This is a genomic window from Serratia montpellierensis (genome assembly GCF_020858655.1).
GTDB lineage: Bacteria > Pseudomonadota > Gammaproteobacteria > Enterobacterales > Enterobacteriaceae > Serratia > Serratia montpellierensis.
On record NZ_VOSN01000001.1, the window covers coordinates 233,808 to 255,921 of the forward strand.

The 22,114-nt window shown below is 58.6% G+C and carries 20 protein-coding genes and 1 pseudogene; 6 read left to right on the forward strand and 15 right to left on the reverse strand.

The window, feature by feature from the left end; translation table 11 throughout:
* From FUU19_RS01075 to FUU19_RS01090, 4 genes and pseudogenes are all read left to right on the forward strand, one after another.
* Positions 1-1,314, forward strand: coding sequence for a lysine N(6)-hydroxylase/L-ornithine N(5)-oxygenase family protein (locus FUU19_RS01075; protein ID WP_230489526.1), 1,314 nt, complete (start codon positions 1-3; stop codon positions 1,312-1,314).
* Between the two features lie 95 nt (positions 1,315-1,409).
* Complete coding sequence (locus tag FUU19_RS01080) at positions 1,410-2,135, forward strand: 4'-phosphopantetheinyl transferase family protein (protein WP_197833999.1); 726 nt, start codon at positions 1,410-1,412, stop codon at positions 2,133-2,135.
* Positions 2,136-2,296: 161 nt separating this feature from the next.
* Positions 2,297-2,861, forward strand: a pseudogene (locus FUU19_RS01085) (NADPH-dependent FMN reductase).
* A 77-nt stretch (positions 2,862-2,938) separates the two neighbouring features.
* Entirely contained in the window at positions 2,939-3,991 is a 1,053-nt protein-coding gene (locus FUU19_RS01090) for an alpha/beta hydrolase (protein ID WP_038876022.1), read from the forward strand.
* A gap of 35 nt (positions 3,992-4,026) precedes the next feature.
* Here the strand turns inward: FUU19_RS01090 and FUU19_RS01095 are convergent, their stop codons facing one another.
* Positions 4,027-5,364 carry an NCS2 family permease gene (locus tag FUU19_RS01095; RefSeq protein WP_197834000.1) on the reverse strand — a complete coding sequence of 446 codons (1,338 nt, stop codon included), beginning with the start codon at positions 5,362-5,364 and terminating at the stop codon, positions 4,027-4,029.
* A 233-nt stretch (positions 5,365-5,597) separates the two neighbouring features.
* Here FUU19_RS01095 and FUU19_RS01100 point away from each other — a divergent pair, with 233 nt between their 5' ends.
* Positions 5,598-6,002 (forward strand): NUDIX hydrolase, encoded by a 405-nt coding sequence (locus tag FUU19_RS01100; protein ID WP_197834001.1) that lies wholly within the window; start codon positions 5,598-5,600, stop codon positions 6,000-6,002.
* 46 nt (positions 6,003-6,048) lie between these two features.
* Complete coding sequence (gene yieH, locus FUU19_RS01105) at positions 6,049-6,717, forward strand: 6-phosphogluconate phosphatase (protein ID WP_141971856.1); 669 nt, start codon at positions 6,049-6,051, stop codon at positions 6,715-6,717.
* Here the strand turns inward: yieH and FUU19_RS01110 are convergent.
* From FUU19_RS01110 to atpA, 14 genes are all read right to left on the reverse strand, one after another.
* Entirely contained in the window at positions 6,714-7,454 is a 741-nt protein-coding gene (locus FUU19_RS01110) for an amino acid ABC transporter permease (RefSeq protein WP_004933841.1), read from the reverse strand. The two genes, yieH and FUU19_RS01110, sit on opposite strands and share 4 nt — an antisense overlap.
* Before the next feature lies 1 nt (position 7,455).
* Positions 7,456-8,169, reverse strand: coding sequence for an amino acid ABC transporter permease (locus FUU19_RS01115; RefSeq protein WP_025304748.1), 714 nt, complete (start codon positions 8,167-8,169; stop codon positions 7,456-7,458).
* A gap of 81 nt (positions 8,170-8,250) precedes the next feature.
* Entirely contained in the window at positions 8,251-9,090 is an 840-nt protein-coding gene (locus FUU19_RS01120) for an ABC transporter substrate-binding protein (RefSeq protein ID WP_063989180.1), read from the reverse strand.
* Positions 9,091-9,258: 168 nt separating this feature from the next.
* The gene (gene phoU, locus FUU19_RS01125) at positions 9,259-9,993 is read right to left on the reverse strand and encodes a phosphate signaling complex protein PhoU (protein ID WP_060441267.1); all 735 of its coding nucleotides are present in this window, start codon (positions 9,991-9,993) and stop codon (positions 9,259-9,261) included.
* An 11-nt stretch (positions 9,994-10,004) separates the two neighbouring features.
* Positions 10,005-10,775 carry a phosphate ABC transporter ATP-binding protein PstB gene (gene pstB, locus FUU19_RS01130; protein ID WP_016929614.1) on the reverse strand — a complete coding sequence of 257 codons (771 nt, stop codon included), beginning with the start codon at positions 10,773-10,775 and terminating at the stop codon, positions 10,005-10,007.
* Positions 10,776-10,829: 54 nt separating this feature from the next.
* Entirely contained in the window at positions 10,830-11,720 is an 891-nt protein-coding gene (pstA, locus tag FUU19_RS01135; protein WP_230507056.1) for a phosphate ABC transporter permease PstA, read from the reverse strand.
* A 1-nt stretch (position 11,721) separates the two neighbouring features.
* Positions 11,722-12,678, reverse strand: a complete 957-nt coding sequence (pstC, locus tag FUU19_RS01140) for a phosphate ABC transporter permease PstC (protein WP_141971860.1) — start codon at positions 12,676-12,678, stop codon at positions 11,722-11,724.
* A gap of 90 nt (positions 12,679-12,768) precedes the next feature.
* Positions 12,769-13,809, reverse strand: a complete 1,041-nt coding sequence (gene pstS, locus FUU19_RS01145) for a phosphate ABC transporter substrate-binding protein PstS (RefSeq protein ID WP_038876034.1) — start codon at positions 13,807-13,809, stop codon at positions 12,769-12,771.
* 336 nt (positions 13,810-14,145) lie between these two features.
* The gene (glmS, locus tag FUU19_RS01150) at positions 14,146-15,975 is read right to left on the reverse strand and encodes a glutamine--fructose-6-phosphate transaminase (isomerizing) (RefSeq protein WP_060424377.1); all 1,830 of its coding nucleotides are present in this window, start codon (positions 15,973-15,975) and stop codon (positions 14,146-14,148) included.
* 151 nt (positions 15,976-16,126) lie between these two features.
* The gene (gene glmU, locus FUU19_RS01155) at positions 16,127-17,500 is read right to left on the reverse strand and encodes a bifunctional UDP-N-acetylglucosamine diphosphorylase/glucosamine-1-phosphate N-acetyltransferase GlmU (RefSeq protein WP_141971862.1); all 1,374 of its coding nucleotides are present in this window, start codon (positions 17,498-17,500) and stop codon (positions 16,127-16,129) included.
* 290 nt (positions 17,501-17,790) lie between these two features.
* Positions 17,791-18,210 carry a F0F1 ATP synthase subunit epsilon gene (locus FUU19_RS01160; RefSeq protein WP_004933814.1) on the reverse strand — a complete coding sequence of 140 codons (420 nt, stop codon included), beginning with the start codon at positions 18,208-18,210 and terminating at the stop codon, positions 17,791-17,793.
* A 20-nt stretch (positions 18,211-18,230) separates the two neighbouring features.
* A complete protein-coding gene (atpD, locus tag FUU19_RS01165; protein WP_004933813.1) occupies positions 18,231-19,613 on the reverse strand; it encodes a F0F1 ATP synthase subunit beta in 1,383 nt (460 codons plus the stop codon).
* 32 nt (positions 19,614-19,645) lie between these two features.
* Positions 19,646-20,509 (reverse strand): F0F1 ATP synthase subunit gamma, encoded by an 864-nt coding sequence (gene atpG / locus FUU19_RS01170; RefSeq protein ID WP_004933811.1) that lies wholly within the window; start codon positions 20,507-20,509, stop codon positions 19,646-19,648.
* 59 nt (positions 20,510-20,568) lie between these two features.
* Complete coding sequence (gene atpA, locus FUU19_RS01175) at positions 20,569-22,110, reverse strand: F0F1 ATP synthase subunit alpha (RefSeq protein WP_099816900.1); 1,542 nt, start codon at positions 22,108-22,110, stop codon at positions 20,569-20,571.
* Between the last annotated feature and the right edge of the window lie 4 nt (positions 22,111-22,114).

Below are 22,114 nucleotides of genomic sequence, written 5' to 3' on the forward strand. Positions count from 1 at the left end.
ATGAACGAACCTTTAGACTTGATCGGCGTGGGATTGGGGCCTTTCAATCTCAGTCTGGCCGCTCTGGCCGCCGAAAGCGGCGCCGTCAATTATACCTTTCTCGATCGTAACGCCAGCTTCCGTTGGCATCCCGGTATGCTGTTGCCCTCAGCTTATATGCAAACTTATGTACTTCAGGATCTGGTTACCGCCGTCAGCCCACGCAGCCAATTTTCATTTATTAATTACTTGGTCGAGCAGAAAAAAATTTATCGTTTTTTAATCACCGAGCAGCAAATTATCAGCCGGGAAGAATTTTCCGACTACCTGCGTTGGGCCTGCGAAAGGTTAGACGGACTACAGTTTTCACAGTCCGTAGAGCGTATTGATTTCGACGATGAAAAAGGTTTGTTCAAGGTATGTACCCACAACCAGACCCTGTGGGCGAAAAATATCTGTCTGGGTACCGGACATGACCCTTGGTTGCCGGAAGCATTTTATCCGGCGCTGGGTGAAAACTGCATGCATGCCGCCGAAATAGCCCTGCGCAATCCAGACTTCAGCGGCAAGCGGGTTATGGTGGTGGGCGGCGGCCAAAGCGGCGCCGATGTTTTTTTGAACGCGTTGCAGGGACACTGGGGCGAGCCGGCACAGCTGGATTGGCTCTCGCGTCGTCCCAATTTTCAGCCGCTGGACGAGTCCCCCTTCACCAACGAATATTTCACTCCTGAATACGTCGACTATTTCTATACGCTGCCGGCCGAGATCCGCGCACGTGAAATCAAAACACAGAAATTGCTGGCAGACGGCATCAGCAATCATACGCTGCGAACCTTGTACCGTGAGCTTTATATGCGTTTTGACGTGATGCGCCAGACACGCAATGTGCGTTTACTGCCCCATCGTACTCTACTGACCGTCGAATCAATGGATGAGGCTTTTCATCTGCGCACGCTTCACGGTCTGGAAAATCGCCGGGAAAATTTCAGGGCCGATATCGTCATTCTCGCCACCGGCTATCGCGCCTCTCTGCCCGCGTACCTGAAACCCTTGGTGCCACGCATCCCGCTCGATTCGAAGCAGCATCTACCGCTGCTGCCGAATTTTAATCTTGAATGGCTCGGGCCGGAGCAAAATCGAATTTATGCGGTAAATGCCGGGATACACAGCCACGGCAGCGCAGAAGGCGGACTGAGCCTGATGGCCTGGCGTTCAGCGCGCATCCTCAATCACTTGCTGGGCAAGCCATACTTTGATTTGGCACCGAACGCATCAATGATCCAATGGTGGAGCGATGCCGCGTCGGACGATACCTCTTCCATCGTTAATAAATAGGATAATCCGCATAGTGTTTTTTGATGATAAATCCTCAACTTAGTCTTAATCTAACACCCCTGCGTTCTTAGCGACCCTCTGTCATGGAGTGAACAATGGCGTGTCATTTTGCCCGATGGACCCCGGCCTCCGCTGTTCTGGATACCCAAAGACTCTCCGACGAAGTGATAGCCACCACCCGCACCTTTTCCGTTAAACGCCGCACGCGCTTTCTGCAAGGGCGCATTCTGCTCGCCGAAATGATGTTCTATCTTTACGGCCTGCCGACGCTGCCCCCCATCGCCACTACGCCGACCGGCCGCCCCTGTTTCGCCGATCATCAGCTGCCCGACTTTAGCCTCGCTTACGCCAGCAACACCGTGGGCGTGCTGCTCAGCGATGAAGGCAAAGTCGGACTGGATATCGAAGTGATGCGGGCGCGCGGTACCCGACAAAGCGCGCTGCAACACGCACATCAGACGCCGGCGGAGAATGCCTGGATCGGCGCGCAGGACGATCGGCTGGAGGCAGAGACTCAGCTGTGGAGCATCCGGCAAAGCGTGCTGAAAATTTCCGGCCTCGGCAACAGCGGCCAGGCTACGCTGCGTCTGCATCCCTTCTCCGGCCACCTGCGCTCCAGCGCCACGCCGGACGTTCAGGTGATGAGCGACGCCGACGAATACCTGAGCTGGGCCTGCGCCGGCAGCCCCGGCCTGGATCGCCTGCTGTGCTGGCACTACGAAGAGCGCCGCGGCCTGCACAAAGACGGGGAAATCTCGCCGCGCAGCGCGGCGGCGTCCTCACGCTTCATTAAACTGACGGGCCTGAAGACGCCCGGTTAACGCAGCGCATAGCGGATAACGCTGTCTTTACCGCACGAGTTGCTGGATTAAATTGTAAAGACAGCTAAATGTTGAGCAATCGCCTATTCTCGACCCGCGCTTTAGCCTACTATTCGCCCATGTTGTACGCTGAATCTGCTCATTCGAAAGGGAGAATCACCATGTCAGACCAAGCCTTGAAAATCGTCACTCTGCTCGGCAGCCTGCGTAAAGGCTCCTACAACGCCATGGTGGCCCGCGCCCTGCCTGGCCTGGCTCCACAGGGCGTCACCATTGAAGCACTCTTCCATCCGCGATATCCCGCTGTACGACGCCGACATGCAACAGGGTGAAGGCTTCCCTGCCGCTGTCGAGGCGATCGCCGAACAGATCCGCCAGGCCGACGGCGTGATCATCGTCACCCCTGAATATAACTATTCCGTGCCCGGCGGGTTGAAGAACGCCATCGACTGGCTGTCTCGCTTGCCGAATCAGCCGCTGGCCGGCAAACCGGTCGCCATTCAAACCAGCTCGATGGGGCCGATCGGCGGCGCGCGCTGCCAATACCATCTGCGCCAGATCCTTGTGTTCCTCGATGCGATGGTAATGAACAAGCCTGAGTTTATGGGCGGCGTGATCCAGAGCAAGGTCGATGAACAGGCCGGTGAACTGAGCGATCAGGGAACGCTGGATTTCCTGACCGGCCAGCTGTCCGCGTTCAGCGATTTTATTCGCCGCGTGGAGTGACCGTCTCGCGGCGCCCACCGGGCGCCGCAACAGGACATGAAGTCCGTCAATTCATTGAAAATTAAAGCCATAGCATCATGTATTTTTTCATTTTAGCGTTATTTTTTGTTTCCATCACCAGTCCCGCTTTCGCCGCAGACATGCGTTATCCCGCCGGTGAAGAGCCGCTGGAGCTGCCGGCACACAGCGCGCTCAACGCGCAGCTATCGCGATCCGCGCAAAACCAGGAAGACAAAAAGCTGGGCGCCATGTCGCTGTACCTGACGCTGATGCGCGAAGACGGCCGCAACGTCTGGGCGCCCTACCAGCTGGCGGTATCGTCGGCAGAGAAAGGCCAAACCGAACTGGCGGAGCGCTACCTGCAGCTGAGCGCCGACCGCGGCCTGTGGTACTACTACAACCTGCTGGAGGACGACGCCTTCAACAGCATCCAGCACTCCGCCACCTACCAATCGATCCTGGCCGCCACCAAAGCGCGCTATCTGCAGCACGCCCGCCACTATGAAGGCAAGGCCAGCTACGCGATGCCGGACGGCGAAGCGCCGCCCGAAGGCTGGCCAACGGTGATCTTCCTGCATACCTACGGCAAAGCCGCCGCCATCAGCCCCGAAGAACGGCTGCTGTTCGGCGAAATGGGCGTGGCGTACATCGAGATCAACGGCACGCAGATGCTGTCGGAAAACAGCTTCCGCTGGTCGAATTACAGCGACGAGAGCACCCACACCGCCATTCAGCGTACGCTGCAACAGCTGGCTCCGCAGCTAAAGCTGAATACCCAGCGGATTTACCTCAGCGCCCGCGGCCAGGGCGCACTGCACGCCGCCAACCTGATCGCGAAGTACCCGCAGTTTTACGCCGGCGCGCTCCTGATCGCCCCCAACGGCGAGATCAAGCCGGCCCAGCAGTCGCTGGCGGCACAAAAGAAAATCGTGATGGCGTATTACGATCGGCAGAACTTCAGCGAGCAGGCGCTGGCATTGCACTTCGCCAATCTGTTCGGGGAGGATAATCAGGTGCAGACGCTGCACTTCGCCCAGGGCGAGGATGCCGCCGGCAGTTGGCAGGCGCGCTTCAGGCGGCCGTTACAGTGGGTGTTGGATCGGGCGCCGGATGCGACGCCGGGCGTCTAGGGTTTCAGGGCCGACAAGCGTCGGCCCTTTGGCTGTCAATGGCCGTCGACAAAGACGATTTTCAGCACGAACAGCAGCGCCACCACCACCACGCACGGGCTGATTTCACGCCAGCGGCCGGTGCCGAGCTTCATCACGCAGTAGGAGATAAAGCCGAGCGCGATACCTTCGGTGATCGAGAAGCTAAACGGCATCATCACAGCAGTAACAAACGCCGGTACCGCTTCGGTCAGATCGTCCCACTTCACCCGCGCCAGGCTGGAGGTCATCAGCACACCGACATAGATCAGCGCGCCGGCGGCGGCGTAAGCCGGCACCATACCCGCCAACGGCGACAGGAAGATCACCAGCAGGAACAGCAGGCCGGTGACCACCGCCGTCAAACCGGTGCGGCCGCCGACGGCGACGCCGGACGAGCTTTCGATGTAAGCGGTCACGGAAGAGGTACCCGCCAGCGAACCGGCCACCGAGCTGATGCTGTCAACGTACAACGCCTGCTTCATACGCGGGAACTTGCCCTGGCTGTCGGTCAGGCCGGCTTTATCGGTGACGCCGATCAGGGTGCCGGAAGAGTCGAACAGGTTCACCAGCATAAACGAGAAGATAACCCCGGCCAGCCCGATGTTCAGCGCGCCGGCCACGTCGACCTGGCCCACCACCGAGGTGATACTCGGCGGCAGGGAGAACAGGCCGCCGTATTTCACATCGTCCAGCATCCAGCCGATCAGGGTGGTGACCACGATAGATACCAGCACCGCCGCGTGGAAGTTGCGCGAAGAGAGCACGGCGATGATGAAGAAGCCGAGCGCCCCAAGCAGCACGTTGTGCGAGGTCAGGCTGCCGATGGTCACCAGCGTGTCCGGGTTGGCCACCACGATGCCGGCGTTTTTCAGCCCCATCATGCCGATGAACAGGCCGATGCCGCTGGTGATGCCGACCCGCAGGCTGACCGGAATGTTGGCGATCATCCAATAGCGAATACGGAAAATGGTCAGCAGCAGCAGGCCGACCGCTCCCCAGAAGATGGCGCCCATGCCCACCTGCCAGGAGATGCCCATCGCGCCGACCACCACGAAGGCGAAGAAGGCGTTCAGGCCCATCGCCGGCGCCAGCGCCACCGGCAGGTTCGCCAGCAGGCCCATAAAGATGCTGCCGAAGGCGGCGATCAAACAGGTGGTGACAAATACCGCCTGGGTATCCATGCCCGCCGCGCCCAAAATTTGCGGGTTAACGAACACGATATACACCATGGTGAGGAAGGTGGTGATACCGGCAATCGTTTCCGTACGCGCCGTCGTGCCATGTTGCTTGAGTTTAAACACGCGCCCAAGCAAGCCTTGCTCAGCGTCAAGGCCAGATACTGGTTTGGTCATTATCAGAATTCCGAAAATGGGAATGGACAGTCGCCGGCTATCCTATAACAAAAAGTGGGGCTTTTGACGTCGGTCACAGGTTTTTTTCGCCGTCTTTACGGCTAAACGCGTCAACGGCTTGTATTTACAGACATTCATCCCCCGTTGCCGCCCGCTGCGTTGCCGTTTGCCGGCACGGCCGATAAAATGGCCTATCGCCCTTCTGTCCCTATCCGTTAAAAACAGGAATCCGCATGTCTTCGACCTTTATCGATAAGCTCGCGTTGATCGCGCTGAAAGATGACAAAGTGGCGCTGGTGCGCTCACACAATAAGACGCTGTTTTATATGCCGGGCGGAAAGCGCGAAGCGGGCGAAACCGACGAACAGGCGCTGTGCCGCGAAATCGACGAAGAGCTGACCGTTGCGCTGCTGCCGAAATCCATCGCATTTTACGGCGAGTTCACCGGCCCGGCGGACGGCAAGCAGGACGGCACCCAGGTGCGCATTCGCTGCTACCAAGCCGACTATACCGGGCAGCTGCAGCCGGCCGCCGAAATCGCCGAGCTGAAGTGGTGCGACAGCCGCGATCTGCCGCATTGCTCACACGTCGCCGCGCTGATTTTGCACGATCTCAAGGCGCGTAACCTGATCAAGTGATCGCTGAGCGGCCTCAGCGGCGTTAACCCGAAGGAACCTGTCCCGCATGAATCAGATTGACTGCATTTTGTTCGACTGCGATGGCACGCTGGTAGACAGCGAAGTGCTGTGCAGCAAAGCCTATGTGCACATGTTCGCCCACTACGGCATTCATCTGTCGCTGGAAGAGGTATTCAAGAAATACAAAGGGGTGAAGCTGTACGAGATCATCGATCGGGTCAACGCCGAGCAGGGCACTGACCTGGCCAAAGAGACACTGGAGCCGCTGTATCGGCAGGAAGTGGCGCGGTTGTTCGACAGCGAACTGCAACAGATTGCCGGCGCCCGCGAGCTGCTGGCGCAGGTGACGGTGCCTGTCTGCACCGTCTCCAACGGACCGGTCAGCAAGATGCAGCACTCGCTCGGCCTGACCGGCATGCTGCCTTATTTTGATGACCGGTTGTTCAGCGGCTATGACATTCAGCGCTGGAAGCCAGATCCGGCGATCGTTTTTCACGCCGCCGAACAGATGCAGGTACCGGTGGCGCGCTGCATCCTGGTGGACGATTCACCCGCCGGCGCGCAGGCCGGCATCGATGCCGGCATCCCGGTCTTTTACTTCTGCGCCGACCCGCATAACCCGCCGATCGACCACCCGCTGGTGACGACGTTTGACGACCTGGCGCAGCTGCCCGCGCTGTGGCGCGAACGCGGCTGGCGGCTCACGGCCGATTAACTGGCCGGCAACGGCGGCTTGTTGCGCCACCAGCGCCAGGACCGTTTCAGCGCGCGGGTTTGCGCGCCGAAGCGGCGGTTGACCGCGTTGGCCAGCAGATCGAGCGCCAGGCAGAACACGAAGTAGACCAGCGCCACGAACAGGAACACTTCCATTGGATAGACCATGCTGCGGTTGTTGACCTGGGTCGCCAGGAAGGTCAGTTCGCCAACGCCGACGATATAAGCCAGCGAGGTGTCCTTGATCAGGGAGATCCACTGGTTGATGAACGACGGCACCATCATGCGCAGCGCCTGCGGCAGCACGATCATGCGCAGCGTCTGCCAGCGCGTCAGCCCCAGAGAAAGCCCAGCCTGCCACTGGCCGGGGCCGATCGCGGCAATGCCGGCCTTCACTGCATGGGCCAAATAGGCCGAGGCGATCAGCGCCAGCGCGCACACCACGGTAGTGATTTCCGGGATCTCGACGCCAAACACCATCGGCAGAAGGAAATAGGTCCAGAAGATCAGCATGATGACCGGAATGGCGCGGAAAAAGCCCAGCACCGCCGCCAGCAATCCGGCGGCGACGCCGCGCGACATCGCCAGCGCCACGCCGAGTAAGGTGCCGAGCACCGCCGAAGCCACGCCGGCCATCAGGCTGATCGCCAACGTCAGCGCGGCGCCGCCCAGCGGCCCGTCCGGCCAGGTGCCCCACAGCAGGTAGCCCAGGTTGTCGTGAATCACGCTGAAATCCATCTCAATGCCCTCCCAGCGGTTTACGCTGTTGGCGCCACATGCCCCAGCCTTCCAGCAGCGCGATGATGGCGATATACAGTACCGTCGCCACGCCGAACGCCTGGAAAGTGCGCAGGGTTTCGGTTTCGACCTGACGCGAGGCGTAAGAGAGTTCGGCCACGCCGATCGCCATGGTCAGCGACGAGTTCTTGATCACGTTCATGTATTGGCCCAGCAACGGCGGCAGCGCGATTTTCAGCGCCTGCGGCAGCACCACGTAGCGCATCGCCTGCCAACCGGTGAGCCCCAGCGCCTGGGCGGCATATTTCTGCCCGCCGGCGACGCCGCGAATGCCAGAGCGGATCTCTTCGGCGATAAAGGCGGTGGAGTAGAGCGTCAGGCCGAAGAAACCGGCGAGAAACTCGAACGACGGCCACTCAAGCGGGCCGACCTGATGTGAGCTGTTCAGCCACTGCATGGCGGCGGACGGCAGGATCTGCCCGGCGGCGAAGTACCAGAAGAACAGCTGCACCAGCAGCGGCGTATTGCGAAACAGCGAGCTGTACCCCATCGCCAGCCAACGCAACGGCCGCAGGCTGCTGTCGCGCATCGCCGCCAGCACAAAGCCCAGCAGCGTGGCCGCCAGGCCCGCGCAGGCGGAAAGCCACAGCGTCAGCAGAAAGCCGTGCCACAGCCAGCTCAGGTATTGCGGCGCCAGCAGCCAGTCCAGGTTCATGTTCAATCCTTGTCTTGCAGAATGCATCAGGGGCGCAGCAAGCTGCGCCCCTCCGTACCGATCTCACCGCGAGCGGTTAAATCAGGCTTTCGGTTGCTGATCCAAAGGCGCGATTTTGAAATCGCCGCGCGGTTGGGCGGATTGGGTTTCCGGCCCGAACCAGCGATCGTAAATCTTAACCGCTTCGCCGTCTTTTTCCAGCGTGATCAGCGTCTCGTTCACCGCGGCGGTCAGGCGATCTTCGCCCTTGGGAATGCCGACGCCCTGATATTCTTTGGTCAGGCTGAACGGCGAAATTTCAAACTCCGCCTTCTGCGCCGCCGGCAGATTACCGAGCAGGCCGACCAGCTTGGCGTCGTCCTGAGTGATAGCCTGCACGTTGCCGTTACGCAGCGCCACGAATGCCAGCGGGGTGTCATCGTAGGAGATCACTTTCGCCGTCGGGAAACGCTCGCGCAGGGTGATTTCCTGCACCGTGCCCTTGTCCGCGCCGATGCGCAGTTTCTTGATGTCTTCCGGCGTTTTCAGCACGCCTTTGCGGGCGATAAATTTCTGGCCGGTGGCGAAGTACGGCACGCTGAAGTTCACTTCTTTGGCGCGCTCGTCGGTAATGGTGAAGTTGGCGGCAATCAGATCAACCTTCTTCGACACCAGCAGCGGAATGCGGTTGGCCGGGTTGGTGGCGCGCAGCTCCACTTTCACCCCCAGCGCTTTGCCGATCGCGTCGGCGACGTCCACATCGTAGCCCACCAGCTTCTTGCTCTGCGGATCGATGTAGCCGAACGGCGGGTTGCTGTCGAACACCGCGATACGCACCACGCCGGCTTGCTTGATATCATCAAGTTTGTCCGCGTGCGCGGCGCCGGCGGCGAGGCCGGTCAGACTGGCTAACAACGTTAAGGCCAAAGCGCGATGTTTCATAGAAAGCTCCTAAGTGGTTGATGTCCTGCTGGCGGATAAGCTAGCAAGCGCCACATAGGTCAGGAAATAATATAAAAAGCTATATTTATAACCTTTTTATCTTTACGCACTTAAGATGGAATAAAGGCGCGGGAAACCGCGCCTTTGAAGGATATTACCCGGAAAGGGTTAGTCGGCTTTTTCGTCTTTACCGTCCGGAGAGAGCAGCTTTTCCAGGGCGTCGCCGCCCAGATGACGGAAATCCTGTCCTTTGACGAAATAGAAGATAAATTCGCAGATGTTCTGACAGCGGTCGCCGATACGCTCGATAGAACGGGCGCAGAACAACGCGGTCAGCACGCTCGGAATGGTGCGCGAGTCTTCCATCATATAGGTCATCAGCTGACGCACGATGCCTTCATACTCCTGGTCGACCTTTTTATCTTCACGGTAGATACGGATCGCTTCGTCCAGATCCATGCGCGCGAAGGCGTCCAGCACGTCGTGCAGCATCTGCACGGTGTGGCGCCCCAGCGATTCCAGGCTGACCAGCAGCGGCTGGTGCTGGTGCGAGAATTTCTCCAGCGCGGTGCGGCAGATTTTATCCGCCACGTCGCCGATGCGCTCCAGCTCGGAAATGGTTTTGATGATCGCCATCACCAGGCGCAGATCGCTGGCGGTCGGCTGGCGCTTGGCGATGATGCGCACGCAGGCTTCGTCGATCGCCACTTCCATCATGTTGACCTTGGCGTCGCCTTCGATCACGCGCTTGGCCAGCTCGCCATCCTGATTGTGCATCGCGGTGATGGCGTCGGTCAGCTGCTGCTCCACCAGCCCGCCCATGGTCAGCACCTGGGTGCGGATATGCTCAAGCTCTGCGTTGAACTGGCCGGAAATGTGTTTGTTTAAATTCAGGTTATCCATGATGCTTCCTATCAACCATAACGGCCAGTGATGTAGTCTTCAGTCTGCTTTTTCTGCGGCGCAGTGAACAGGTTATCAGTATCACTGAACTCGATCAGCTCGCCCAGATACATAAATGCGGTAGAGTCGGAGCAGCGCGCCGCCTGCTGCATGTTGTGCGTCACGATCACCACGGTGTAGTCGGCCTTCAGCTCGCTGATCAGCTCTTCAATCTTGCCGGTGGAGATCGGATCCAGCGCCGAGCAAGGCTCATCCAGCAACAGCACTTCCGGACGAATGGCGATGCCGCGGGCGATGCACAGACGCTGCTGCTGGCCACCGGAGAGGCTGTAGCCGCTCTGGTGCAGCTTGTCCTTGGTTTCGTTCCACAGCGCCGCCTTGGTCAGCGCCCACTGCACGCGCTCGTCCATATCGGCGCGCGACAGCTTTTCAAACAGGCGAACGCCGAAGGCGATGTTGTCGTAAATCGACATCGGGAACGGCGTCGGCTTCTGGAACACCATGCCGACCTTGGCGCGCAGCAGTGCGATATCCGAGTTGTCGGTCAGGATGTTCTGGCCGTCCAGCAGGATGCCGCCTTCCGCGCGCTGTTCCGGGTACAGCTGGTACATCTTGTTGAAGGTGCGCAGCAGGGTAGATTTGCCGCAGCCGGACGGGCCGATAAACGCGGTGACCTTGTTCTTGGCGATATCCAGCGTGATGTTCTTCAGCGCATGGAATTTGCCATAGTAGAAGTTCAGATCGCGTACCTGAATTTTGCTGCTGGAAGCGTCAGTAACCATACTCATCAAGACTTCTCTCTTTTCATCAGCGCCGCCAAAGCGGCGCTCAAAATTTTATGAATGCTTTTTCTTGGCGAAAACCACGCGCGCCAGGATATTCAGTAACAGTACGCACAGGGTGATCAACAGCACCCCGGCCCAGGCCAGCTGTTGCCATTCGGCGAACGGGCTCATGGCGAATTTGAAGATGGTCACCGGCAGGTTGGCGATCGGCTGCATCAGGTCGGTGCTCCAGAACTGGTTCGACAGCGAGGTGAACAGCAATGGTGCGGTTTCCCCCGCGATGCGCGCAATCGCCAGCAGCACGCCGGTGATGATGCCGGACACCGACGCCTTCAGCGTGATGGCGGAAATCATGCGCCATTTCGGCGTGCCCAGGGCATAAGCGGCCTCGCGCAGCGTATCCGGCACCAGTTTCAGCATGTTCTCGGTGGTGCGAATGACGATCGGCACCTGCAGCAGCGCCAGCGCCACGATGCCGGCCCAGCCGGAGAAGTGTTCCATCTTCGCCACCACGATGGTGTAAACGAACAGGCCCACCACGATCGACGGTGCGGACAGCAGAATGTCGTTGATGAAGCGGATCACTTCCGCCAGCCAGGATTTACGGCCGTATTCCGCCAGGTAGATGCCGGCCATGATGCCCAGCGGCGTACCGAAGAGGGTCGCCCACAGGATCAACAGGCCGCTGCCGGCGATGGCGTTGGCCAGGCCGCCGCCCGCGGTATTCGGCGGCGGGGTCATCTCGGTGAACAACGCCATCGCCATGCCGTCGAAGCCTTTGGTGACGGTAGCGATCAGGATCCAGATCAACCAGAACAGCCCGAACGCCATGGTCGCCATCGACAGGAACAGCGCGAGGCGATTTTTCTGCCGGCGCCAGGCCTGCATTTTGCGGCGGCTTTCCGCCAGAACGACTGCGTTTTGCATATCCATCGTCGCCATGTTAACGCCCCTCATTCTTGGCCAGACGCATGATCATCAGTTTCGACAGCGCCAGCACGATAAAGGTGATAACAAACAGAATCAGGCCCAGCTCCATCAACGCGGCGGTGTGCACGCCGGACTCGGCTTCGGCGAATTCGTTGGCCAGCGCCGAGGTGATGCTGTTGCCCGGCATGTACAGCGAAGCGCTGTCGAGCTGGTAGGTGTTACCGATGATAAAGGTCACCGCCATGGTTTCCCCCAGCGCGCGACCCAGGCCCAACATCACGCCGCCGATGACGCCGTTTTTGGTGAACGGCAGCACGATGCGCCAGATGACTTCCCAGGTGGTGCAGCCGATGCCGTAGGCCGACTCTTTCATCATTACCGGGGTCTGTTCGAACACGTCGCGCATCACCGCGGCGATGTAAGGAATGATCATGATCGCCAGGATCACCCCGGCGGCCAGGATGCCGATGCCGAAGGCCGGGCCGGAGAACAGCTCGCCGACGATCGGAATGCCCGACAGCACGTCGCCCACCGGCGTCTGGAAGTATTCGGCGAACAGCGGGGCAAACACGAACAGGCCCCACATGCCGTAGACGATGCTCGGGATGGCCGCCAGCAGCTCAATGGCGATGCCCAGCGGCCGCTTCAACCAGTTCGGCGCCAGTTCGGTCAGGAACAGCGCGATGCCGAAACTCACCGGCACGGCGATGATCAGCGCGATAAGCGAGGTGACCACGGTACCGTAGATCGGCACCAGCGCGCCGAACTGCTCCGCCGGCGCGTCCCACTCTTTGGTCCACAGGAAAGCGAAGCCGAATTTCTGCATGCTTGGCCAGGAGGCGAAGATCAGCGAAACGATGATGCCGCCCAGCAACAATAGGGTAATCAGCGCCGCCAGTCTCACCAGCGCGCTGAAAATGATGTCACCGTTTTTGCTCGGTGCTTTGATGGTCGGCTTGTACTCAGCCATAGATTACTCTCTGTTTGAACCCTGGCAGCCCCAACCGAGATCGGAGCCTGAAGAACTTGTGGGGCGCGGCGAACCCGCGCCCCTGCGTTGTTAGTACAGCGCTTTACCTGAACTGTCTTTTACGTTGGTTTTCCAGGCCGCGCGCACCTGCTCAACCACTTCTTTCGGCAGGGTGGCGTAATCCAGCTCGTTAGCCTGTTTGCCGCCGGTTTTGTAGGCCCAGTCGAAGAACTTCAGCACTTCGGCGCCCTGAGCAGGGTTTTTCTGCTCTTTGTGCACCAGGATGAAGGTGGTGGAGGTGATTGGCCACACGTTGTCGCCTTTCTGGTCTGTCAAATCCTGAGCGAAGGTCTTGCTCCAATCCACGCCTTTGGCCGCGTTGCTGAAGCTCTCTTCGGTCGGGCTGACCGGTTTGCCGTCGGCAGAAACCAGCTTGGTGTAAGCCAGGTTGTTCTGTTTGGCGTAAGCGTATTCTACGTAGCCGATAGAGCCAGGCAGACGCTGAACGAAGGCGGCGATGCCGTCGTTGCCTTTGCCGCCCAGACCGGTCGGCCAGTTAACGGTAGAACCGGCGCCAATTTTTTCTTTCCACTGCGCGTTGGCCTTGGACAGGTAGCTGGTGAACACGAACGAGGTGCCGGAACCGTCGGCGCGGCGTACCACGGCGATGTTCTGGTCAGGCAGTTTCACGCCTGGGTTCAGCTTGGTGATAGCCGGATCGTTCCATTTTTTGACGTTGCCCAGGTAGATATCGCCCAGGGTTTTACCGTCCAGAGTCAGTTCGCCGGATTTGATGCCCGGGATATTCACGGCCAGCACCACGCCGCCGATCACGGTCGGGAACTGGAACAGGCCGTCGGCCGCCAGCTTGTCGTCAGACAGCGGGGCGTCGGAGGCGCCAAAGTCAACGGTGTTGGCCACGATTTGCTTCACGCCGCCAGAGGAGCCGATGCCCTGATAGTTAACTTTGTTGCCGGTTTCTTTCTGATAAGAATCTGCCCACTTGGCGTAAACCGGAGCGGGGAATGTCGCACCTGCACCGGTCAGGCTGGCAGCAGCGAACGCGGACACGGCGGTCAGGGAGAAGGTCGCTGCCACAATACTGGCGACGGTGGTACGCATCAGTTTCATAATCCCTCCTAATGGGATATTTAAAATCGACTTCGAGTCGTTTTAATCAGAGTAAGTATTGCTGCAGGAGGGAAAATAGGACAGTTTGGTGACAGAAAAATGTACGCAATATGACAGTTATATTACAGTGCATTTTAGGGGTATTGATTTATATTAAAATCAATTTGTTATATTGAAAACAGCGCAATTGCCAAGCAATAAAAAAACCGTTTGGCCACGCCCTATCCGCTTGAATATGACAACGTTTATCCCTGAATCGGCGCCGCTGTCATCTTTCGCGTTGCTCATGAAAAAAGCCGGCGCTAAGGCCGGCTTTTGCAGTTTACCTGCGGCAGATTACTCTACGGTGACAGACTTCGCCAGGTTGCGCGGCTGGTCAACGTCGGTGCCTTTGATCAGCGCCACATGGTAAGACAGCAGCTGCAACGGCACGGTGTAGAAGATCGGCGCGACGATTTCCTCGACGTGCGGCAGAGGAATGATGGTCATGCCTTCGCTGCTGACGAAGCCGGCATCCTGATCGGCGAACACGTACAGCTGGCCGCCGCGCGCGCGCACTTCTTCAATGTTGGACTTCAGCTTTTCCAGCAGTTCGTTGTTCGGCGCCACGACGATCACCGGCATGTCGGCGTCGATCAGCGCCAGCGGGCCGTGTTTCAGCTCCCCCGCCGCATAAGCTTCAGCGTGAATATAGGAGATCTCTTTCAGCTTCAGCGCCCCTTCCATGGCGATCGGATACTGATCGCCGCGGCCGAGGAACAGCGCATGGTGTTTATCGGAGAAACCTTCCGCCAGCGCTTCGATCTCTTTATCCATCGACAGCATCTGCTCGATACGCGCCGGCAGCGCCTGCAGGCCGTGCACGATCTCTTGCTCCACGCTTTCCGCCATGCCTTTCAGGCGGCCCAGGCGCGCCACCAGCATCAACAGCACGGTGAGCTGCGTGGTAAAGGCCTTGGTCGAGGCCACGCCAATTTCCGTGCCGGCCTTGGTCATCAACGCCAGATCGGATTCGCGCACCAGCGAAGAACCCGCCACGTTACAAACGGCCAGCGAACCGAGATAACCCAGCTCTTTGGACAGGCGCAGCGCCGCTAACGTGTCGGCGGTTTCGCCGGACTGCGACAGGGTGATGATCAGGCTGCCCGGACGCACCGCCGATTTGCGGTAACGGAACTCGGACGCGATCTCGACGTCGCACGGCACGCCGGCCAGCGCTTCGAACCAATAACGCGCCACCATACCGGAGTGATAAGAAGTGCCACAGGCGATAATCTGCACGTGCTGCACCTTGGCCAACAGCTCATCGGCGCGCGGGCCCAGCTCGCTCAGGTTGATTTGGCCATGGCTGAAACGCCCTTCCAGGGTATTTTTCAGCGCCAGCGGCTGTTCGTAGATCTCTTTTTGCATGTAGTGACGGTAAGCGCCCTTGTCGCCGGCGTCATACTGCACCTGGGATTCGATCTCAGGGCGCTCGATGGCGTTGCCCTGCTTGTCGAAGATGTTGACGGTGCGGCGAGTCACTTCCACCACGTCGCCTTCTTCCAGGAAGATGAAGCGGCGGGTGACCGGCAGCAGCGCCAGCTGATCGGAAGCGATGAAGTTTTCCCCTACGCCGCGGCCGATAACCAGCGGGCTGCCGGAGCGCGCAGCGACCAATACGCTCGGATCGCGGCTGTCCATTACCACGGTGCCGTAAGCGCCGCGCAGCTGTGGGATCACACGCTGAACCACTTCCAGCAGCGTACCGCCCTGCAACTGTTCCCAGTGCACCAGGTGCGCGATCACTTCGGTGTCGGTTTCGGAGCTGAAGCGATAACCGCGTTCGATCAGCAGTTCGCGCAGCGGTTCGTGGTTTTCGATGATGCCGTTATGCACCACGGTAATGTAGTCGGAAACATGCGGGTGCGCGTTCGCCTCGGTCGGTTCACCGTGCGTTGCCCAACGGGTGTGAGCGATGCCGGTACCGCCGTGCAGATCGGTCTGCTCCGCCGCTTCGGCCAGTTTTTGCACCTTGCCTACGCGACGCAGACGACTGACGTTGCCCTGCGCGTCGACCACTGCCAGACCGGCGGAGTCATAACCGCGGTACTCGAGACGGCGTAAACCTTCCAACAGGATTTCTGCGATATCACGTTGCGCTACTGCGCCTACAATTCCACACATCAGTTGTATTCCTAATGAACGCCCTTCATGGGCGTTTTCGATGCCTTGACCTGATTTTTGCCGGTTTTTACCGTGCGTCCCCGAGCCTGTAGATGGTGGGGGTTATTATGTTTTGTATTGGGCTCGTGAACGGAGCCCAACGCAAAACACACTATGACTTCTTCTTCACCGGACGTTGCCAGCCCTGAATGTGCACCTGTTTGACGCGGCTCAGCACCAGTTCGTTCTCGGCGATATCGCGCGTCACCGTGGTGCCGGCGGCGATGGTGGAGCCTTTGCCGACCGACACCGGCGCCACCAGCTGAGTATCGGAACCGACGAATACGCCGTCGCCGATCACCGTCTTGTGCTTGTTGGCGCCATCGTAGTTGCAGGTGATGGTGCCGGCGCCGATATTCACGTCATCGCCGATTTCGGCATCGCCCAGGTAGCTGAGGTGACCGGCCTTGGAGCCTTTGCCCAGACGCGCCTTTTTCATTTCCACGAAGTTGCCGACGTGAGCCCCTGCCGCCAGCTCCGCGCCTGGGCGCAGGCGGGCGAACGGCCCCACGGTGCAGTCGGCTTCCAGCACGCTGTCTTCCAGCACGCTGTAAGGGCTGATCTCACAATCATCACCGATTACGCAGTTTTTCAGCACGCAGCCAGCGCCGATTTTCACCCGGTCGCCCAGCTTGACGTGACCTTCGATAATCACATTCGCATCAATAGTGATGTCTCGGCCGTGAACAAGTTCCCCGCGCAGATCGAAACGCGCCGGATCCAGCAGCATCACGCCGGCCAACAGCAGCTTTTCAGACTGTTCCGACTGGAATACGCGCTCCAGGGTCGCCAGCTGCAGGCGGTTGTTCACGCCTTCCACTTCGCTCAGGCGCGACGGATGTACAGCCTCGATTTTCTTGCCGTCGGCATGGGCCAACGCAATGATATCGGTGATGTAAAACTCGCCCTGTGCGTTATCGTTATTCAACATCCCCAGCCAGCGCTTCAGATCGCGCCCGTTCGCCACCAGGATGCCGGTATTGATCTCGTTGATTTGGCGCTGTGCCTCGCTGGCGTCCTTGTGTTCGACGATGCCCACCACGCTGCCCTGCTCGCGCACGATGCGGCCGTAACCGCTCGGATCGTCCAGCTTGACCGTCAGCAGACCGATGCCGCCCTGCGGCTTGGCCGCCAGCAGGCGTTGCAGCGTATCCACGGAGATCAACGGCACGTCGCCGTACAGCATCAGCACGTCTTCATCGTCGGCAAAGTGCGGCGCCGCCTGCTGCATTGCATGACCGGTACCCAATTGCTCGGCCTGCAGCACCCAGTTCAGCGCGCCTTCGGTCAACGTGCTTTTCAGCAGTTCGCCGCCGTGGCCGTATACCAGGTGGACATGTTGTGCGCCCAGTTTCATCGCGGCATCAATGACGTGTTGCACCATCGGCTTGCCGGCCAACGGATGTAAGACCTTGGGAAGATCGGAATACATGCGTGTTCCCTTGCCCGCGGCGAGGATAACCACGCTCATTGCGCTGTTCGACATAAGCAACCTGATAACTCCATTTTGATAGACGAAAGTAAAACCGTTTAGCGACGATATTACTACATATTTCTCTGCACGAACCCGGCGCAGGCCGCGTGGGCCTTGGCCTGCCGCTATCGCGGCCAATTCGCCGTCGGAGCGAAAAAACTGTCGGCGATCGGCGACGTTTCTTTCCCGATATCAGGGGTTATACACCACACCGCCCGCCGGGCTGAAATGCTTATTTTAAAGTAAAAAAAAAGCGACCCTATAGGCCGCTTTCTTAAAGTTGGGTGCAAAGCACCCAAACATTACATCGCTTTTCTGGTGAGCTCGATAACGCGCAGTTTTGCGATCGCTTTCGCCAGTTCAGCGGATGCCTGAGCATAGTCGACATCGCCATGAGAGCTGCGAATATGTTCTTCAGCTTTACGCTTAGCTTCCAACGCTCTCGCTTCGTCGAGGTCAGTACCACGGATAGCAGTGTCCGCCAGCACGGTAACCACGCTCGGCTGCACCTCAAGGATGCCGCCGGACAGGTAGATGAACTCTTCTTCACCGTGCTGCTTAACAATACGCACCATGCCAGGCTTGATGGCAGTCAGCAGCGGCGCATGGCCAGGGAAGATCCCCAGTTCACCTTCGCTGCCTGTCACCTGGATCTTCTGCACCAGGCCGGAAAACATCTGTTTTTCCGCGCTGACTACATCCAGATGGTAAGTCATAGCCATATCACCCTCCTCTCAAGGCGTTACAGTTTCTTGGCTTTTTCCACTGCTTCTTCAATGGTGCCAACCATGTAGAACGCCTGCTCCGGCAGGTGGTCATAGTCGCCGTCCATAATGCCTTTGAAACCACGGATGGTGTCTTTCAGCGATACGAACTTGCCCGGAGAACCGGTGAAGACTTCTGCCACGAAGAACGGCTGAGACAGGAAGCGTTGGATCTTACGCGCACGGGATACGACCAGCTTGTCTTCTTCAGACAGCTCGTCCATACCCAGGATCGCGATGATATCTTTCAGTTCCTGGTAGCGTTGCAGAATGGACTGCACGCCACGCGCTACGTCGTAGTGCTCCTGGCCAACAACCAGCGGATCCAGCTGACGGCTGGTGGAATCCAGCGGGTCAACGGCCGGGTAGATACCCAGAGAAGCGATGTTACGGCTCAGTACCACGGTTGCGTCCAAGTGCGCAAAGGTGGTGGCTGGTGACGGGTCAGTCAAGTCATCCGCAGGAACGTAAACGGCCTGTACGGAAGTGATGGAACCGGTCTTGGTCGAGGTGATACGTTCTTGCAGAACGCCCATCTCTTCCGCCAGCGTTGGCTGATAACCTACCGCGGATGGCATACGGCCCAGAAGTGCGGACACTTCGGTACCGGCCAGGGTGTAACGGTAGATGTTGTCAACGAACAGCAGAACGTCACGGCCTTCGTCACGGAATTTCTCCGCCATGGTCAGACCGGTCAGCGCAACGCGCAGACGGTTACCTGGTGGCTCGTTCATCTGGCCGTAAACCAGGGATACTTTGTCCAAAACGTTGGAGTCGGTCATTTCGTGGTAGAAGTCGTTACCCTCACGAGTACGCTCGCCCACGCCCGCAAACACGGAATAACCGGAGTGCTCGATCGCGATGTTACGGATCAGCTCCATCATGTTTACGGTTTTACCTACGCCCGCACCGCCGAACAGACCGACTTTACCGCCCTTGGCGAACGGACAAATCAGGTCCATTACCTTGATACCGGTTTCCAGCAGTTCCTGGGAGCTGGACAGCTCTTCGTAGCTTGGCGCCGCGCGGTGAATCGCCCAACGCTCTTCTTCGCCGATGTCGCCTTTCATGTCGATCGGTTGACCCAATACGTTCATGATACGGCCCAGGGTAGCTTTACCCACCGGCACTTCAATCGGGTGGTCCAGGTTGTTCACTTTCAGACCGCGACGCAGACCGTCGGAGGTCCCCATTGCGATACAGCGAACCACGCCACCGCCCAGCTGTTGCTGAACTTCCAACACCAGTTTTTCGGTGCCGTTTTCTACCTCAAGGGCATCGTACACTTTTGGTACGGCATCCTGAGGGAACTCGACGTCCACCACGGCGCCGATTACCTGGATAATCTTTCCAGTAGCCATCTTGAATCCTCTACGTAATTCGTAAACCTAGCTTAAACCGCGGAGGCTCCCGAAACGATCTCGGTGAGTTCCTGAGTGATGCTGGCCTGACGCGCCTTGTTGTATACCAACTGCAGCTCTTTGATCAGGCTACCGCCGTTATCGGTTGCGGCTTTCATCGCGACCATTCGTGCGGCCTGCTCGCTGGCCAGGTTTTCCACGACGCCCTGATAAACCTGCGACTCCACATAGCGGCGCAGCAAGGTATCAAGCAGCACTTTTGGATCGGGTTCATACAGGTAATCCCAAGGCGTTTTCTTCAGCTCTTCGTCATCGGCTGGCGGTAACGGCAGCAGCTGAAGCACCTGCGGCTCTTGGGACATCGTATTAACAAATTTGTTGCTGACAATGTACAGCTTGTCCAAACGACCTTCGTCGTAGGCCTGCAGCATCACTTTCACCGGCCCGATCAGATCCGACAGGGAAGGTTTGTCCCCCATGCCGGTCACCTGGGCAACCACGTTGCCGCCCACGGAACCAAAGAAAGAGGCCGCTTTAGAGCCAATCAGCGCCAAATCGGTTTCGACGCCTTTTTCGGACCAGGCTTTCATCTCCGCCAGCAGCTTTTTGAACAGGTTGATGTTCAAGCCGCCGCAGAGACCACGGTCAGTAGACACCACCAGATACCCGACGCGCTTAACGTCACGCTCATCCAGGTACGGGTGCTTGTACTCCAGATTCCCTAACGCAAGGTGACCAATCACTTTGCGCATGGTCTCTGCATAAGGACGGCTGGCCGCCATGCGATCCTGCGATTTACGCATTTTGGAGGCGGCGACCATTTCCATCGCTTTAGTGATCTTTTGCGTGTTTTGCACGCTAGCGATCTTACTACGTATCTCTTTTGCGCCGGCCATCTCTGCTTCTCCTCAGTGCCAGACGGCCTGCTGTCTTTCAACAGCAGGACCGTTCGGCGTTACCAGGACTGGGTTTTCTTGAAGGTCTCGAGGATGTCTTTCAACTTGCCCTCGATCTCATCATTGAAGTTGCCAGTTTGGTTGATGTGGTTCAGCAGTTCGGCGTGCTCGCGGTCCGCATAGGCGACCAGCGCGGCTTCGAAGCTCACCACTTTGGCGACTTCGACGTCGTTCAGGTAACCGCGTTCTGCGGCAAACAGCACCAGAGACTGTTGTGCGACTGACATCGGCGCATACTGTTTCTGTTTCAGCAGCTCGGTCACTTTCTGACCGTGGCTCAGCTGTTTGCGGGTCGCGTCGTCCAGATCGGAGGCGAACTGGGAGAACGCAGCCAGTTCACGATACTGCGCCAGCGCGGTACGGATACCACCGGACAGTTTCTTCATGATCTTGGTCTGCGCGGCGCCACCAACACGGGATACGGAGATACCCGGGTTAACTGCCGGACGAATACCGGAGTTGAACAGGTTGGATTCCAGGAAGATCTGACCATCGGTAATCGAGATTACGTTGGTCGGAACGAACGCGGAAACGTCACCCGCCTGGGTTTCAATGATCGGCAGAGCGGTCAATGAACCGGTTTGGCCTTTAACTTCACCTTTGGTGAAGGCTTCAACGTATTCGGCGTTAACGCGCGCTGCACGCTCCAGCAAGCGGGAGTGCAGGTAGAATACGTCGCCTGGGTAAGCTTCACGACCTGGCGGACGACGAAGCAGCAGGGAAATCTGGCGGTAAGCAACGGCCTGTTTGGACAGGTCATCGTACACGATCAGCGCATCTTCACCGCGGTCACGGAAGTATTCGCCCATTGCGCAACCGGCGTATGGCGCCAGGTATTGCAGTGCAGCGGATTCGGAAGCGGTCGCCACCACCACGATGGTGTTGGCCAGTGCGCCGTGCTCTTCCAGTTTGCGCACCACGTTAGCGATGGTGGACGCTTTCTGGCCGATAGCCACGTAAACGCATTTGATGCCGGAGTCGCGTTGGTTGATGATCGCATCGATCGCCAGCGCGGTTTTACCGGTCTGACGGTCACCGATCACCAGCTCACGCTGGCCACGGCCGATTGGAATCATGGCATCAACGGATTTGTAGCCAGTCTGAACCGGCTGATCAACGGACTGACGCTCGATAACGCCTGGCGCGATAGCTTCTACCGGAGAGAAGCCGTCGTTTTCAATCGGGCCTTTGCCGTCGATTGGTGCGCCCAGGGTGTTAACTACGCGGCCCAGCAGACCACGACCGACTGGAACTTCCAGGATACGGCCGGTGCATTTAACCTTCATGCCTTCGGCCAGATCCGAATACGGACCCATGACCACGGCACCGACGGAGTCGCGCTCCAGGTTCAATGCGATTGCGTAACGGTTGCCAGGCAGCGCGATCATTTCGCCCTGCATAACTTCGGCCAGGCCGTGTACGCGGATGATCCCGTCGCTGACGGAAACGATAGTACCTTCATTGTGAGCTTCGCTCACTACATTGAACTGAGCAATGCGCTGCTTGATCAGTTCGCTGATTTCGGTGGAATTCAGTTGCATGCTC

Excerpts from the sequence above, each read along its gene's own strand:
- FUU19_RS01075 (WP_230489526.1), top strand. The coding sequence starts at position 1 with ATGAACGAACCTTTAGACTTGATCGGCGTGGGATTGGGGCCTTTCAAT.
- FUU19_RS01080 (WP_197833999.1), top strand. The coding sequence starts at position 1,410 with ATGGCGTGTCATTTTGCCCGATGGACCCCGGCCTCCGCTGTTCTGGAT.
- FUU19_RS01090 (WP_038876022.1), top strand. The coding sequence starts at position 2,939 with ATGTATTTTTTCATTTTAGCGTTATTTTTTGTTTCCATCACCAGTCCC.
- FUU19_RS01095 (WP_197834000.1), bottom strand. The coding sequence starts at position 5,364 with ATGACCAAACCAGTATCTGGCCTTGACGCTGAGCAAGGCTTGCTTGGG.
- FUU19_RS01100 (WP_197834001.1), top strand. The coding sequence starts at position 5,598 with ATGTCTTCGACCTTTATCGATAAGCTCGCGTTGATCGCGCTGAAAGAT.
- yieH (WP_141971856.1), top strand. The coding sequence starts at position 6,049 with ATGAATCAGATTGACTGCATTTTGTTCGACTGCGATGGCACGCTGGTA.
- FUU19_RS01110 (WP_004933841.1), bottom strand. The coding sequence starts at position 7,454 with ATGGATTTCAGCGTGATTCACGACAACCTGGGCTACCTGCTGTGGGGC.
- FUU19_RS01115 (WP_025304748.1), bottom strand. The coding sequence starts at position 8,169 with ATGAACCTGGACTGGCTGCTGGCGCCGCAATACCTGAGCTGGCTGTGG.
- FUU19_RS01120 (WP_063989180.1), bottom strand. The coding sequence starts at position 9,090 with ATGAAACATCGCGCTTTGGCCTTAACGTTGTTAGCCAGTCTGACCGGC.
- phoU (WP_060441267.1), bottom strand. The coding sequence starts at position 9,993 with ATGGATAACCTGAATTTAAACAAACACATTTCCGGCCAGTTCAACGCA.
- pstB (WP_016929614.1), bottom strand. The coding sequence starts at position 10,775 with ATGGTTACTGACGCTTCCAGCAGCAAAATTCAGGTACGCGATCTGAAC.
- pstA (WP_230507056.1), bottom strand. The coding sequence starts at position 11,720 with ATGGCGACGATGGATATGCAAAACGCAGTCGTTCTGGCGGAAAGCCGC.
- pstC (WP_141971860.1), bottom strand. The coding sequence starts at position 12,678 with ATGGCTGAGTACAAGCCGACCATCAAAGCACCGAGCAAAAACGGTGAC.
- pstS (WP_038876034.1), bottom strand. The coding sequence starts at position 13,809 with ATGAAACTGATGCGTACCACCGTCGCCAGTATTGTGGCAGCGACCTTC.
- glmS (WP_060424377.1), bottom strand. The coding sequence starts at position 15,975 with ATGTGTGGAATTGTAGGCGCAGTAGCGCAACGTGATATCGCAGAAATC.
- glmU (WP_141971862.1), bottom strand. The coding sequence starts at position 17,500 with ATGTCGAACAGCGCAATGAGCGTGGTTATCCTCGCCGCGGGCAAGGGA.
- FUU19_RS01160 (WP_004933814.1), bottom strand. The coding sequence starts at position 18,210 with ATGGCTATGACTTACCATCTGGATGTAGTCAGCGCGGAAAAACAGATG.
- atpD (WP_004933813.1), bottom strand. The coding sequence starts at position 19,613 with ATGGCTACTGGAAAGATTATCCAGGTAATCGGCGCCGTGGTGGACGTC.
- atpG (WP_004933811.1), bottom strand. The coding sequence starts at position 20,509 with ATGGCCGGCGCAAAAGAGATACGTAGTAAGATCGCTAGCGTGCAAAAC.
- atpA (WP_099816900.1), bottom strand. The coding sequence starts at position 22,110 with ATGCAACTGAATTCCACCGAAATCAGCGAACTGATCAAGCAGCGCATT.